Annotated in this window: 11 protein-coding genes; 6 read left to right on the plus strand and 5 right to left on the minus strand. The window is 74.8% G+C overall.

Annotation, left to right across the window (positions count from 1 at the left end; translation table 11 throughout):
* From MICAU_RS20695 to MICAU_RS20705, 3 genes are read left to right on the plus strand one after another with little or no spacing between them, the layout of a single operon-like run.
* Positions 1–996, plus strand: coding sequence for an AAA family ATPase (locus MICAU_RS20695; RefSeq protein ID WP_013287288.1), 996 nt, complete (start codon positions 1–3; stop codon positions 994–996).
* Between the two features lie 2 nt (positions 997–998).
* Positions 999–2,153: a DUF58 domain-containing protein gene (locus tag MICAU_RS20700; RefSeq protein WP_013287289.1), complete on the plus strand. Its 1,155-nt coding sequence runs from the start codon at positions 999–1,001 to the stop codon at positions 2,151–2,153.
* Entirely contained in the window at positions 2,147–4,501 is a 2,355-nt protein-coding gene (locus MICAU_RS20705; protein ID WP_013287290.1) for a transglutaminase domain-containing protein, read from the plus strand. Before MICAU_RS20700 ends, MICAU_RS20705 begins: the two co-directional genes overlap by 7 nt.
* An 82-nt stretch (positions 4,502–4,583) precedes the next feature.
* On the opposite strand, the gene MICAU_RS20710 is transcribed toward MICAU_RS20705, so the two are convergent.
* On the minus strand, positions 4,584–5,384 hold the full coding sequence (locus MICAU_RS20710) for an SDR family oxidoreductase (protein ID WP_013287291.1): 801 nt from the start codon (positions 5,382–5,384) through the stop codon (positions 4,584–4,586).
* 1 nt (position 5,385) lies between these two features.
* Positions 5,386–6,360 carry an LLM class F420-dependent oxidoreductase gene (locus tag MICAU_RS20715; RefSeq protein ID WP_013287292.1) on the minus strand — a complete coding sequence of 325 codons (975 nt, stop codon included), beginning with the start codon at positions 6,358–6,360 and terminating at the stop codon, positions 5,386–5,388.
* Positions 6,361–6,504: 144 nt separating this feature from the next.
* On the opposite strand from MICAU_RS20715, the gene MICAU_RS20720 reads away from it, so the two are divergent.
* Both MICAU_RS20720 and MICAU_RS20725 read left to right on the plus strand, forming a co-directional pair.
* Positions 6,505–7,716, plus strand: coding sequence for a low temperature requirement protein A (locus MICAU_RS20720; RefSeq protein WP_013287293.1), 1,212 nt, complete (start codon positions 6,505–6,507; stop codon positions 7,714–7,716).
* Positions 7,717–7,762: 46 nt separating this feature from the next.
* Positions 7,763–8,602 carry a DUF1028 domain-containing protein gene (locus MICAU_RS20725; protein WP_013287294.1) on the plus strand — a complete coding sequence of 280 codons (840 nt, stop codon included), beginning with the start codon at positions 7,763–7,765 and terminating at the stop codon, positions 8,600–8,602.
* A 2-nt stretch (positions 8,603–8,604) separates the two neighbouring features.
* Here the strand turns inward: MICAU_RS20725 and MICAU_RS20730 are convergent, their stop codons facing one another.
* Together MICAU_RS20730 and MICAU_RS20735 are read right to left on the minus strand one after the other, a co-directional pair.
* On the minus strand, positions 8,605–9,276 hold the full coding sequence (locus tag MICAU_RS20730; protein WP_013287295.1) for a maleylpyruvate isomerase N-terminal domain-containing protein: 672 nt from the start codon (positions 9,274–9,276) through the stop codon (positions 8,605–8,607).
* Positions 9,277–9,279: 3 nt separating this feature from the next.
* Complete coding sequence (locus MICAU_RS20735) at positions 9,280–10,161, minus strand: phosphatase PAP2 family protein (protein ID WP_013287296.1); 882 nt, start codon at positions 10,159–10,161, stop codon at positions 9,280–9,282.
* Between the two features lie 93 nt (positions 10,162–10,254).
* Between MICAU_RS20735 and MICAU_RS20740 the strand changes: the two genes are divergently transcribed.
* Positions 10,255–10,944 (plus strand): DUF3159 domain-containing protein, encoded by a 690-nt coding sequence (locus MICAU_RS20740; protein ID WP_013287297.1) that lies wholly within the window; start codon positions 10,255–10,257, stop codon positions 10,942–10,944.
* A gap of 288 nt (positions 10,945–11,232) precedes the next feature.
* Here the strand turns inward: MICAU_RS20740 and MICAU_RS20745 are convergent, their stop codons facing one another.
* Positions 11,233–14,130: a glycoside hydrolase family 48 protein gene (locus tag MICAU_RS20745; protein ID WP_174361806.1), complete on the minus strand. Its 2,898-nt coding sequence runs from the start codon at positions 14,128–14,130 to the stop codon at positions 11,233–11,235.
* Between the last annotated feature and the right edge of the window lie 462 nt (positions 14,131–14,592).

The following is a 14,592-nucleotide window of genomic DNA, read 5'->3' on the forward strand; positions in this document are numbered from 1 at the left end:
GTGAACACGCACGAACCGCTGAGCCAGCCGGAGGTGCAGGGCTTCGCCGCCCTGGCCGCCCGGCTGGCCGACAACGTCAACGCGGTCGTGCTGGGTAAGCCGCAGGTGGTGCGGCTGGCGCTCACCGCGCTGTTCGCGCAGGGGCACGTGCTGCTGGAGGACGTGCCGGGCGTCGGCAAGACCACGTTGGCCCGTGCCGTCGCGGCGACGGTGAAGGGGCAGTGGCGGCGCATCCAGTTCACGCCGGACCTGCTCCCCTCCGACGTGTCGGGGGTGACCATCTTCAACCAGGCCAGCCGGGGCTTCGAGTTCCACCCGGGGCCGGTGTTCGCCAACATCGTGATCGCCGACGAGATCAACCGGGCGTCGCCGAAGACGCAGTCGGCGCTGCTGGAGGTGATGGAGGAGCGGACCGTCACGGTGGACGGCGTACGGCATCCGGTGCCGCAGCCGTTCCTGGTGGTGGCCACGCAGAACCCGGTGGAGATGGACGGCACGTACCGGCTGCCCGAGGCCCAGCTCGACCGGTTCCTGGTGAAGCTGTCGGTCGGCTACCCGGACGAGGCGGTCGAGGTGGAGGTGCTGCGCGGCGCCACGGTCCGCTCCCCCGACTCGCTGACCGCCGTCACCGACACCGCCACCGTGGGCGAGATGGTGAAGATGGCCCGGCGGGTGCACATCGCCGAGCCGCTCTACGCGTACGCGGTGCGGCTGGCCGCGGCGACGCGTACCCATCCGCAGGTTCGGGTCGGGGTGAGCCCGCGCGGGGTGATCGCGCTGACCCGGGCGGCGTGCGCGTACGCGCTCATCGACGGCCGGGGCTGGATCATGCCGGAGGACCTGAAGGCGCTCGTCGAGCCGGTGTTCGCGCACCGGCTGCTGCTCACCCCGGACGCGCAGGTGCGTGGTGTCACACCCGCCGAGGTGCTGCGGCAGGCGGTCGCGTCGGTGCCGGTGCCGCTGCCGTCGGGCCAGGCCACAGCGGTGCACGGCTGAGCGTGGGGATCACCGCCCGTGGCATCGGGCTGCTCGTCGCCGCCCTGGTGCTGCTCGGCGTGGGGTTCCGGTACGCGTACCCGGAGCTGACGGTGCTCGGCGCGGCGGCCGCGGTGGCGGTCGGCTACGCCGTGGTGAACGCGGCCTGGCGGCCCCGGCTGAGCGTTCAGCGGCGGGCCGACCCGGACCGGGTGGCCCGGGGTGAGCCGGCGGCGATGGAGCTGACGGTGCGAAACAGCGCGCGGCTGCGGGCGGCGAACCTGGTGGCCGAGGACCGCTGCGCCGGGGCGCTGGTGCCGGTGCCGCTGCTGCGGTTGCGTCCGGGCCGGGACACTGTGGTGCGGTACGACGTGCCGACGCACCGGCGTGGGGTGGTGCCGGTGGGGCCGCTGCGGGTGGTGCGCCGGGATCCGCTGGGCCTGGTGGCGTTGGCGCGCGGCTACGGCGGCACCGTGCCGGTGTGGGTGCATCCGCGCATCCACCCGCTCTCCGCGGTGCCGACGGGTGCCGGACGCAGCCTGGACGGGCGTACCGACAGCGTGCCGCACGGGTCGATCACGTTCGACTCGCTGCGGGAGTACGTGGTGGGCGACGAGTTGCGCCGCGTGCACTGGCGCACCAGCGCCCGGGTGGGTGAGCTGATGGTGCGGGAGAACGTGGACACCAGCCTGCCGCGCCTGGTGGTGGTGCTGGACAACCGTGCGTCCGCGCACCCGGACCGCGCGGGCGGTGTCGCGGAGTCGTTCGAGTCGGCGTGCGAGGCGGCGGCGTCGGTGGTGGCCGCAGCGGTGCGGGAGGACCTGCCGGTGCAGATGCTGCTCGTCGTACCGGCCGAGGTGGAGCCCGCCGGTGCGGCCGGGCCACTGGACCGGCTCGCCGCGGTGGAGCTGGCGGACGCCGGGCCGGACGTGCTGCCCGCCGCGACCGGGCGACTGCGCCGGGACCGGCTCGGCGACACGCTCGTCTTCCTGACCGGGCCGGGTGGCCGCGACGACCTGGGGCACGTCGGCGCGCTGCGCGGCGCGTACCCGTCGGTGGTGGTCGGGATGTTCGGCGCGGACGGGCCCACGGCGGCCGGCGCGGCGGGCCTCACGGTGCTGGACGCCGCGGACGGCGCGGCGTTCGCCGCCGAGTGGGACGGGGTCCGCCGGTGGTGACGCCGCCGCGGACCGGAGCGGCGGCGGAGCGGGCGGTCCGGGCGTTGCGGGCCGCGCCGGTCCCGGCCGCGCTGATCGTGCTGGTCGCGCTCTGCGGCGTGGTGCTGGGCCGGGTGTACGCGGACCCGCTGCTGACCCGGCTCATGGCCGGTGCGGCGGCCGGGTCGGTGCTGGTCAGCGTGGCCGCGCGGCGGCTGCCGTCCTGGCTGGTGGCGCCGCTGTCGGTGGCCGCGCTGACCGGATGGACGCTGCTGTCGCTGCGGCTGGCCGCCGCGCACGCGGCGCTACCGGGCGGGCTCGGCGAGGTGGCCGCCGACGCCGCCCGCAACGCGATCCCGCGGCTGCTCACCGCGATGATCCCGGTCGAGCCGGCGCCGGACACCGTGCTGGTCCCGGTGGTCGCGGCGTGGCTGGCCGGGCTGACCGCCGCCGAGGTGGCGCTGCGGACCGGGCGGGTGCTGCTGGGCTACCTGCCGCCGGCGCTGCTGTACGCCGGCGCGCTCTACGTGGTGGGGCCGAACGCGGATCCGGCGATCGGCCCGACGGTGCTGTTCGCGGCAGTCGCGGCGGCCGGCCTGGCGACGCCCGCGCGCCGCGACGGCCCGGCGCCCGATCCGGTCGCCGGTCTCACTCCTGCGGTACGCGCGGCGGTGCGGCTGCGGCTGGTGGCGGCGAGCGCGGCCGGGCTGGCAGTGGTGGTGGCGCTGGCGGCGCTGCTCGCCCCGGTGGTGGCCGCCCAGGTCGACGAGCGGCCGGTCGACCCGCGCCGCTACGTGGAGCCGCCCCGGGTGGAGTCGCTGGACGAGAACCCGCTGATCCGGATCTCCGGGTGGGCGCTGAACCCGGACCAGCGGCTGCTCGACGTACGCACGGTCGCGGGCGCGGGTGACGGCGGGTCGCCGCGGATCCGGCTGGCGGTGCTCAGCGACTACGACGGGGTGACCTGGCGGGTCGGCGCCACGTACCGCAACGCGGGGCGGATCCTGCCCGCCGCCGAGCCCGCCCCGGACGCGGCCACCGACGAGGTGCGCCAGGAGATCACCGTCGGCGACCTGACCGGGCGGCTGCTGCCGGCGGTGCCCACGCCGCGCGAGGTGACGGGCGCGCGGGTGGCGTACGACCCGGCGACCGGGACGCTGATCCGCCCGGAAGGGCTCGCGCCGGGGCTGCGGTACGAGGTGTCGTCGGTGCGGGAGCGCCCGGACGCGAACCTGCTGCCCACCGCGAACGTGCCCGCAGGGGACGAGGTGGCCCGGGTGCTGCGGGTGGCCGACGGGGCGCCGGAGCCGGTGCGCCGGCTCGCCACCCAGCTCGCCGAGTCGAACGGCGCCCCGTACGCGCGCGCCGACGCGATCGCCACGTTCCTGGCCGAGCACTACCGGGTGACAGCCGACGCGCCGAGCGGGCACGCGTACCCGAACCTGGCGTTCTTCCTGTTCGGACCGCGTAACGGCGGCGGGCAGAGGGGCACCTCGGAACAGTTCGCCGCCGCGTTCGCCGTGCTCGGCCGCCTCGCCGGCCTGCCGACCCGGGTGGTCGTCGGGTTCGAGCCCAAGGGCGACGGTCCGGTGCGGGCCGCCGACGCGTACGCCTGGCCAGAGGTGCTGTTCGACGGTGTCGGCTGGGTGCCGTTCGACCCGATGCCCCGTCCGGATGAGGAGCCCCGCCCGGTGGAGGAGGACTTCCGGCCGCAGCCGGAGGACCCGCCGCCGTCGGAGGTGCCCGCGCCCACCGAAGAGCCGAGCGTCACGCCCCCGGCCGCCGCGCCCGCGCCCGGCCGGGCCGACGGCGGGCTCGGGACGCCGGTGCTGGTCGCCGGCGGCGTCGGCGGGCTGGCGTTGCTGGTCGGCACGGTGCTGGCCGCCCTGTACGCGGCGCGCCGCCGGCTGACCCGCTCCCGTCTGGACGCCGCCGACCCGGGCGAGCGGGTCGCGGGCGCGTGGCGGGAGCTGACCGACGCACTGCGGCTGGCCGGGCACCCGGCCGGGCCGGACCTGGCGGCGGCGGAGGTGGCCGAGCGGGCCCGCCGCACGCTCGCCGAGGCCCGCGCGGCGCGGTCCGGAGACGGTGCGGCCGGACCCACGGACCGGCCCGGGGACGGCGCGGCCGGTCCCACGGACCGGGCCGGGGAGGGTGCGGCGGCCGGCGGCCCGGACGAGGCGGCGGTCGACGATCTGGCCGCCCTGCTCAACCAGGCGGGATTCGCGCCGGGCAGTGTCACCCCGGAACAGGCGGAGCGGGCCGCACGGCTGAGCCAGGGCTTCGGCGACGCGCTGCGCTCGGCCCGCTCCCGGTGGGGGCGACTGTTGTGGACGGTCCACCCGGGGCCGCTGCGGTGGCGCCGCTGACCGGACCGGCCGGGCCTCGGCGCGCGGCCCGCTGCCGCGGTGCTGCCCGCCACGCCCGAGGGAACCGCCGCGACGGCCGGGCTCAGCGGTCGGCGGCGCGCAACTTCCGGACGAGCTTGCGCAGCCCGGCCTGCCAGCCGTCCGGGTCCTCGGCGCGGCGCCGCGCGTAGTCGGCCACCTCTGGGTGCGGCAGGATCAGGAACCGCTCCTCGGCCAGCCCGGCCACGACCACGTCGGCGACCTGGTCCGGCGTGAGGATCGCCCCGGACGCGGCGATCACCCGGGCGCCCAGGTGCCCCTCGGCGAGGCCGTCGGCGAGCATCGGGGTGTCCACGCCCTGCGGGCACAGCGCGCTGACCCGGATGCCGGCGTCCCGGTAGGTGATCGCCAGCCACTCGGCGAGACCCACGGCGGCGTGCTTGGTGGCGGTGTACGGGGCGTCCCCGACCGCCGTGAGCACACCCGCCGCCGAGCAGGTGAGCAGCAGGTGCCCCTGGCCCCGGCTGAGCATTCCCGGCAGCACCGCGCGGGCGCTGTGCAGGTGCCCGAGCACGTTCACCCGCCACGCCCGGTCCCAGTCCGCGTCGGGCGCGTCGATGCCGCCGCCGGTGGCGACGCCCGCGTTGGCGCAGAACAGGTCGATCCGGCCGTGGCGGCGCTCGGTCTCCTCGACGAGCGCGCGTACCGCCGCCTCGTCGGTGACGTCGAGCCCGACGCCGCTGGCCACCGGGCCAATCGCGTCGGCTGCGGCGCGGGCCGCGTCGGCGGCCAGGTCGGCCAGGACGATCGCGGCGGCGCCCTCGGCGGCGAACCGTCGGCCAAGGGCCGCCCCGATCCCACCGGCCCCGCCGGTGATCACCACCACCCGGTCGGTCAGGTTCATCTCAGGCCGCCTTTCCGGGGGCGAGCCGGGGCAGCAGGTCCATCCAGGCCGCCGCGCCGCCCTCGGTGATCTCGGGCGTGGGCAGCACCGCGATGACCGGTACGTCGACGCCGTTGTCGGCGTACCGGCGGACGGCCGCCACGCACTGCTCGGGCGAGCCGTGCAGCACCAGCGCGTCGACCACCTCGTCCGGTACGGCTGCGGAGGCGCCCCGCCGGTCCCCCGCGGCCCACGCCTCCCACATCGGGCCGAGCGAGTCCTGGCGGCCCAGCCACCTGTGGAAGGCGGCGTACGCGGGCACCGTGAGGTAGCCGGTGATCATGCGGCGGCCCAGCGCACGGGCGTAGGCGGTGTCCTCGGTGGGGCAGACGAAGATGCGGGCGGCCACGTCGAAGCCGGGCCGCCGCTCGCCCACCTCGGCCAGCGCGGTCGGCACGTCGTCGGCGGCCAGCCAGTTGAGGATCACCCCGTCGGCCTCGGCGGCGGCCAGGCGCAGCATGCCGGGGCGCAGCGCGGCCAGCAGGACCGGCGGCGGCACGCTGGGCGGGCGCTCCAGCGTGAACCGCCGGACCGCGAACGTGTCGAACGCGCCGTCGACTGTCTCGCCGCGCAACGCGGCCCGCAGGAAGCGCAGCACGTCCCGGGTCCGCTTGAACGGCTCGTCGAATCCGATCGCGTTCCAGTCCCGCACCAGCACCGGCGACGAGGCGCCGACGCCGAGCGCGAAGCGGCCCGGCGCGGCCTCGGCCAGTGCGGCGGCGCTCATCGCGAGCAGTCCCGGCCCCCGGGTGAACACCGGCGTGATCGCAGTGCCGAGGCGCAGCCGCGGCGACCAGGCGGCGGCCAGGGCCAGCGGGGTGAACGCGTCGGCGCCGGCCACCTCCGACGACCACACGTCGGTGAACCCGGCGTCGTCCAGGGCCGCGTAGACGGCGGCGTGGTCGGCGAGCGGGATACCGCCCAGCGGCACGGTCATGCCCCATCGGTTCGTCACCCGTCGATGGTGCCCGTCCGGCACCGCCGGGAGCAAGATCCAGGCGGATATGGGTGATCCGCACCGAGACGCCGGGAAAGAGTGTTACGACTGCCGCATGAGTCGGACCGGGGACGGGGCTCGGCGGTGAGGACCGCCGAGCCAGCCGCGCTGCGCTCGTCCGGCGGCGGACCCGACCGGGCCACGTTCCTGGAGCTGTTCTTCGACCTGGTGTACGTGTTCGCGCTGACCCGGATCTCGGCGCGCGCTTTCGAGGACCTGGTGCTGGAGGGCGGGCAGACCGGCTGGTCGGCGGTGACCGGCGGCGGCAAGACGCTGCTGTTGCTGCTCGCGCTCTGGGCCGTGTGGCAGGGCACGGCGTGGACGACCAGCCGCTACGACCCGCATCACCTGTGGTTGCAGGTCATCGTGATCACCGCGTTGATCTCGGCGATGGTGATGGGGGTGGCGATCCCGCGCGCGTTCAGCCACAGCGGCCTGATCTTCGCCACCGCGTACGTGGTGGCCCAGGTGAGCCGGCCGGCGATCCTCGTGCTGGTGCTGCACAAGCAGCAGTACCGGCGACTCAAGCTGCGCATGCTGATCACGTTCTGCGCCACGGGTGTGCTCTGGCTGGCCGGCGCGCTGCTGCCGGGCAGCGCCCGGGTGGTGCTGTGGACCACGGCGCTGCTGCTGGAGTACCTCGCCGCCCGGTTCGGCTGGCCGCTGCCGGGCCTGGGCCGCTCGACGGTATCCCGGTGGGACATCCACGGCGAGCACCTGGCCGAGCGCTACCAGCAGATCTTCCTGGTCGCGCTCGGCGAGACGATCCTGCTCGCCGGCCTGTCGTTCACCCGCTCCTCCACCAGCCCGGGCATGGTCGTCGCGTTCGCCGTCGCGCTGGCGACCTCGGTGCTGCTGTGGCGGATCTACGTGCAGCGGGCCGGGCAGATCCTCGGGGAGGCGGTGACCCGGGCCGCGCACCCGGCCACCATCGGGCGGTCCGCCGCCGACACCCACCTGGTCATGGTGATCGGCGTGGTCGCCACCGCGATCGGCTACGAACTGGTCATCGAGCACCCGGCCGGGCACAACGAGCTGCCCTGGATGGCCGTCGTCCTCGGCGGGCCCGCCGTGTTCCTGGCCGGCCGGGCCCGCTTCGAGTACGAGGTGTTCGGCCGCGTCTCCCCGTCCCGGCTGGTGGGGATCGCCGCGCTGCTGCTGCCCGTACCGCTGCTGGTGCGCCTCGCGCCGCTGGTCGCGGCGATCCTCGCCGCGGTGGTCCTGACGGCGGTGGCGGTGGCCGACGCACGCCGCGCCTGGGGCCGCCCGCCGGAGGAGGCGGCGACGCCGTTCTGAGCGGCGACGCCGGTGCGGCACACCGCGACCGGGCTACGATCCGCGCGTGACCTTCTCGCTCGTCGCCCGCTCCGCCGACGGGCACCTGTACGGGGTGGCGGTGGCCAGCCGGTTCCTCGCCGCCGGGGCGCTGGTGCCTGCGGCCGAGGCACTGGTGGGCGCGGTCGCCACCCAGGCGCACGCCAACCTCGCCTACCGGGCGCAGGCGCTCGCGCTGCTGCGTACCGGCGTCACCGCCGGCGACGCGGTGGCCGGGCTGGTCGCCGCCGATCCCGGCCGCGACGACAGGCAGCTCGCCGTGGTGGGGGCGACCGGCGACGGGGCCACCTGGACCGGGCCGCGCTGCCATCCGTGGGCCGGCGGGCAGGCCGGCGACGGCTGGGCCGCGCAGGGCAACATCCTGACCGGCCCGCAGGTGATCGACGCGCTGCGCGACGCCTGGCTGGCCCGCGACGACCTGCCGTTCCCGCAGCGCCTGCTGGCCGCACTCACCGCCGGTGACGCGGCCGGCGGCGACCGGCGCGGCCGGCAGAGCGCCGCGATGCTCGTGGTGCAGCGCCACGGCGGCTACGCCGGCACCGGCGACGAGCTGGTGGACCTGCGCGTGGACGACCACGTCGACCCGGTCGCCGAGCTGCGCCGCCTGCTCGGCATCCACCACATGCTGTTCGGCCGCCCCGACCCGGCCACGCTGCGTGACCTCACCGGCCCGCTCGCGGCCGAGGTGACCGAGCTGCTCGCCGCCACCGGCCACCCGGTCGGCCCGGCCGGCCTGGACGACGCGCTGGCGGCCTGGACCGGCCTGGAGAACCTGGAGGAACGCTTCGTGCCCGGCCGGATCGACCCGATCGTGCTGGAGCACCTGCGGCGGTGCGCCGGGCGCTGAGGTCAGCCGCCGAAGGCCAGCCGGCCGATGCCGGCCCGCGTCAGCTCGGCGCGCTCGTCGCCGGTCAGCGGCAGCCGCCCGGTGGCCTTGCGCAGCACGGTGAGCGCGTCCCACCGCAGGCCCGGCGGCACCGGCACGCCGCCGGTGAGCACGCCCACCACCACGTCCGCCGCGGCCGGGGTCAGCCACGGCGGCCGGTCCAGCGCGTCGGCCAGGTCCAGGCCGTGCACCGCGACCTCCACCACGCGGGTACGCAGGAACTCCGGCAGCGCCATCGCGTCACCGTGCCGGGTGCGCACCACCCGGCCGGGCGGCGCTGCGGCGACCGCCTCGTCGGTGGCGCGCCAGGCTCGGGCGAACTCGTCGGCCACCTCGGCCGCGCCCGGGTGCTCCCGCGCGGCCCGGCGGGCCGAGTCGATGCGGTCCCGGTCGACCGGCGGGCTGAACTTGGCCGCGCCGAAGTAGGCGGCGGCGTCGACCTCGGCGCGGGGCGGCGCGGGTTCGGCGAGCATCCCGGCCAGGCGACCGGCTCCGGTGCTCACATGCGCGATCAGGTCGCGCACCCGCCAGGGCGGGCACGGGGTGGGCCGGTCCAGCGCCGCGTCGTCCAGGTCGCGCAGCACCCGTTCCAGGCGTTCGCACTCGGCCCGGAACGCCTCCCGTACGGTCCGCACCGGTCAGCCCTTCCAGCGGGGCACCAGCCGGTGCACCACGACCAGCACCAGCGCCGCCACCACGGCGATCGTGCCGACGATGCCGGCCGCGCTGCCCGCGTACCCGATGAACAGCGGACGGCGGCCGAGGCTCTCGACGGGGATGGTGGAACGGTCCACCAGCCAGGACAGCGCCACCGCGGAGGCCAGCAGGGCCACCACGCCGACGCCGCCGAGCACGGCCCCGGCCACCCGGTGCGCGTCGCCCGGCTCCACCACCGCCTGCTCCCGCTGGAAGAACAGCAGCACCAGCCCGGCGACAGCGGCCCACGCGCCCACCACCAGGTACGCGGCGACCGCGTCGCTGGGCCGGTGCCAGCCGGCGGAGAGCGTGGCGACACCGGCGGCGGCGGCGTACCCGGCACCGAGGAACGCCCCGGCGACCCGCAGCTTGCGCGGCAGCACCAGGATCAGCGCGATCGCCACCGAGGCGGCCACTGCGGTGTGCCCGCTGGGCAGGCTGTTGCCGGCGGCGGCCCGTTCCGGGTCGATGCCGAAGTCGGGACGGACCAGGTAGTACTTGAGCAGCTGCGTGGTCACGTTCGCGCCTGCGATGAGCAGCGTCGCGGTGACGGCGAGCGCCTTGCGCCCCCGGATCAGCGCGATGAAGCCGATCACGGCGGTCGCGGCCAGCAGCGACACCACCGACATGGCGTTGAGGATCGTGTCCACCGGACCGTCGATGCGGTCCTGGCCGATCCGGTTGCCGGTGAGCGCCACCGTGTCCAGCCACTGGCCCAGTTCGGTGTGTACGGCGAAGCGCCACACCAACCCGAACGCGGCTGTCTGGATCAGGGCCAGTACGACCAACCAGACTGCCGTCCAACCCCTCGCCGTCTCCCGCACCCGGACAACTTAACGGTAGGTCCGCTCCGGCGCGCGGCGGAGCGCCATCGGCGGCGGCGTACGGTGAGGCGGGCGATTTCGAGGAGGTGGCGCGTGACCGGCACGCCACAGCGGCAACCGGAGGACGGGCCGCGGCCGGAGTCGCTGGCCGACCTGCTCGGCGGCCGGCGCGGGGCGGTGGACGCGACGCTTCCCCCACTGGCGTTCGGGCTCGGCTGGGTGCTCGGCGGGCTGGGCGGCGGCGTGCTCGCGGCGGTGCTGACCGGCACGGCGGTGGCCGGCTGGCGGTGGCGGCGCGGCGACCGTCCCCGCTCGGTGCTGGTCGGGCTGCTCGCGGTCTGCGTGGCAGCGCTCATCGCGTTGCGCACCGGCAGGGCCGCCGACTTCTTCCTGCTCCAGATCGCCGCCAACACGGCAAGCGCGCTGGCCTGGGCGGTGAGCATCGTGGTGCGGTGGCCGCTGCTGGGTGTGGTGGTCGGCACGGCGCTGGGCCAGCGGACCCGGTGGCGGCGTGACCCGGCGCTGCTGCGGGCGTACGGCCGGGCCAGTTGGGTGTGGGCGGCCACCTACGTGCTGCGGGTCGCGGTGTTCGTCCCGCTGTGGCTGTACGGGCAGGTGGTCGCGCTCACCGTGGCGCGGGCGGCGCTGACCTGGCCGCTGATCGCGGCGGCGCTGGCGGGGAGCTGGGTGGTGATCCAGCGCTCGCTGCCGGCCGGTCATCCGGGGCTGCGGCACCCGATGGACCCGGCGGGCACTGACGGTGTGGCGGCGAGCACAGAATAATGGAGAGGCCGCCACGGGGGGAGCGGCCTCTCCGTCAATTACGTTACTCCGTCCAGGGCCCGGATGTGATCCCGTGGACCGCTGAATTTTCCGTGCCTTTTCGCGCCATGGGTCGTCACCGGGCGGAGTGGTGGGCCGGCCGGTCCGCTGCGTCGGCCGGACGGCCGGCCCACCCGGCCTGACCGTGGGCGTCAGGCCGTTCGCCGACCCGGCCGCTCCGTTCCCCCATCGGCCGGGTCGGCCTCCTCCGCAGGCGGGCTCTCACCCGCCTGCGGAGGAGGGGTCACCTCACCCCTGCGGGAAGTAGGTGCCGTAGTCGGCGTACGCCATGGCGATGTCCGCCTGCGCCCAGAACCGGTGGTAGTTGAAGACCGGCTCGGGACCGCCGTCCAGGTACGCCTGCACCTTCGGCCAGTCCGGGTCGTTCTTGTAGAACGAGCGGATGTCCAGGAAGCTCTTGCCCGGGGCGATCGCGTCGCCGTTGGGCATCTTCCCGGTCCAGCCGTTGGGGATGTAGAGACCCTGGCCGTCGGCGGCGTTGTAGACGTCGTCGAAGCGCTTGTAGTCGCCGCGCTTCTCCGGCGTCGAGACGCCCTTGCTGTCGGCGGACGCCGAGAGCGCGTCCAGCAGGCCCTTGGCGGTGTTCTTCGCCGCGGTGTTGCCGGACTTGGCCGCGTACGCGATGAGCGTGCGGGCGTAGGCGCCGGCGACGCCGACGTCCTGACCCTTGACCGTCACCTCGACGTGCAGGTTGGTGTTCGGCTGCGGGCTGCTCGGGTTCCAGTTGGCCGGCTGGCCGGTCCACTTCATGTCCGACGGGATCGACCAGTTGGTGCCGACCGTGGTGTTGGCGATGGCCCACGGCACCCACTTGTCCAGCAGCGCCTTGGCCTTCGCGTTGCCGGTCTCCAGGTAGAGCTCGGCGATGCGCTGCATCGACCAGGCCTGCATGCCGAACCACTGGTTCGACGGCGGGTCGTTGTAGACCGGGTCGACGTCGTAGTACATGCCGTAGAAGGTGGCGGTGCCGGCCGGCGGCTGGGCGTAGCTGCCGTCCCAGCTGTTGGTGGCGCCACCGGCGATGCCGCCCTCGGCGGACTGGAGCCAGGTGTAGAACTCCAGCTGCCGGTCGAGGCTCTTCTGCCAGTCGGAGACCGCGGTCGGCGACTTCGGCTTCAGCTCCGCGACGTTGGTCATGGCCCAGGCCGCGAACGGATTCTGGTAGCCGAAGTGGCTGTGGCTGGAGCCGATCCGCCACGACCAGTTCTGCGAGGCGTCGTACGCGCCGCCCCAGGCGTAGTACCAGGAGAGCAGGTAGTGCGCCGAGTCACGGCCGCTGCCGGCCGGGCAGGTGGACGCCCCGACGCAGTTGCCGATCTTCTTGAAGTACTTGTCGAACAGCGCGTAGCGCAGGTAGTCGCCCATCTTGGCGGCCTTCGCCACGGTGGCCGCCACGTCGGCCTGCTTGCCCTGCGCCTTGGCCCAGGTCAGCGCCCAGTAGGCGGCCTGGACGGCACGCGCGTCGGCGTCCGGAGCGTTGGTGTACTTCCACTGCTTGGCCGGGGCGCTGGACTCCTTGACGAACAGGTCCAGGTAGCCGTTCGGGCCGCCGTGCTTGAACGTGTCGCAGGACGGCTGCGGCACGGTCTCCCACACCGACTCCTGGGTGCCCCGCTGGAAGGTGTTGATGTACGCGGGCCGGGTGGTGCCGTCGCCGCAGCGGCCGTAGCCGTAGGTGTTGTCCACGTCGAGCAGCCAGTGCATGCCGTAGATGTCACCGGTGCCGTAGGTGGACTGCAGCTCCGAGCGCAGCGGGTCCTGGCCGACCGGGACGCTGGCCTCCAGCGCCGACGGGTACTGGCTGGGCAGGTTGTGCTCGGCGGCGTACTGCGGGGTGCCGGGCGAGCCGGCGGTGGCCTGGTCGGCGTGCGACGGGATGATGTACTTCTCCATCACCGTCCAGGCGTTGTTGAACGGGGCCCAGTTCTGGGTGACCCGGCCGTACTGCGCCTCCAGCCAGAGCCAGAAGCTGAACGCCTCCGAGGTGGTCTCGTGGCCGTGGTCGGGCGCCTCGACGATCAGCGTCTCGATCGAGTGGTACGGCACGCCCTCGGGGCTGAAGTAGCCCGAGTTCTTGATCTTGCCGTACTGGTCGAGGAACTTCTTGATGTAGGCGTTGTCGCCGCCGGGGGTGTCGTTGTCCGCCTCGGTGGCGACGACGGAGATCGGGGCGTAGCCGGTGGCCGACGCGGTGATGGTGGCGGTGCCGCCGACCGTGTCGGAGTCCTCCGCGGCCGAGACCGTGGCGGTGACGCCGGTGCTCCAGTTGCTCGACGTGAGCGTCAGCGTGGACGGCGAGACGGTGATGTCGCTGTCACCGGTGACGGCGAGGGTCACCGGCACGCTGGCGGTGGGCGCCGCGCTGAGCGTGTACCGGACCGTGGCGCTGCCGCCCTCGGCCACGGTGACCGCCGACGGGCTGGCGACCAGCTTCGGCCCGCTCGCCGCGGTGACCGTGAACGACTTCTCCGAGACGGCCGTGCCGCCCGCGTTGTCGTACGCCTTGGCCTGCACGGTGTAGCTGCCGGCAGGCAGGTCGAGCAGGTCGTAACCGTACGGCGCGGTGGTGTCGGTGTTGACCAGCAGGCCGTTGCGGTAGAACTCGACCTTGCTGATGGTGCCGTCGGCGTCGCTCGCGGTCGCGGTCAGCGGCACGTCCGCCGGCGCCTCGAACGGGCCGGACGGCACGCTCAGGGAGACCGTCGGCGGCTGGTTGGTCTGCGCGCCGTTGCAGGCGACCCCGTTGAGGGTGAACGCGGTGGGCTTCGGGTTGCTGCCGCTGTAGCTGCCGTTGAAGCCGATGCTGGTGGACGCGCCGGTGGGCAGGCTGCCGTTCCACGACTCGTTCGTCGCGGTGACCTCGCTGCCGGACTGGCTCCACCGGGCCGACCAGCCCTGGGTCACGCGCTGGCTGCTGTTCGGGAAGGCGAACTTCAGCGACCAGTTGTTCAGCGCGTCACCCAGGTTCTTGATGGTGACGTTGGCGGTGAACCCGTTGTTCCAGTCGCTCGTCGCATAGGTCACGTCGCAGGCGGGCGCGGCCTGTGCGGCGCCCGCGGGCAGGGCCACCCCGCCTATGACGAGGGCGGTGGCGGCGACCATCGCCGTACGGCGACGTCTGGCCAGAAGTCTCATGTGGGCGGTGTCTCCTCGGACCGGGCCGGGGACCGTGGGCCCCGGCAGGGCGCCTCCACGCGCCGACGGGGCGTACGCGGGGGGACGGAGGCGTCCGGAAAGGTGGTCGTCCCGGCCGTGCCGGGGATCGGGGCGCCGCACCGGTTCGTCACCGGGTGCCCTCGGCGGCCCGCGCTCGCGTTCACTGGCTCCGCGTGGCGTGACGAGAGTGTGACATGGAAGCGCTCCCACCACAACGGCCAGCGCAGATACGCGCTTCCATGTTTCGATCTCGTTTAGGGGCTTTTCCAAACCCGTGACGGGCGTTACAGTCGCAGCATCGCCGATGGGAGCGCTTCCATCGACGGTGATACAAGTACTGGATCGCCGGGTGCACCCGTGCCCGGCGCGGCCCAGAGGCCGACGGCGGACCAGCCCGGACGCCGCCGCCGGCCGTCACCCGCCAGACGGAGG

Origin of the sequence: Micromonospora aurantiaca ATCC 27029 (assembly GCF_000145235.1) — a bacterium.
In the GTDB taxonomy this organism is placed as follows: domain Bacteria; phylum Actinomycetota; class Actinomycetes; order Mycobacteriales; family Micromonosporaceae; genus Micromonospora; species Micromonospora aurantiaca.

Bases quoted from the DNA above. Each gene is read 5' to 3' on its own strand.
- MICAU_RS20710 (WP_013287291.1), bottom strand. From the start codon at position 5,384: ATGAACCTGACCGACCGGGTGGTGGTGATCACCGGCGGGGCCGGTGGG.
- MICAU_RS20715 (WP_013287292.1), bottom strand. From the start codon at position 6,360: ATGACCGTGCCGCTGGGCGGTATCCCGCTCGCCGACCACGCCGCCGTC.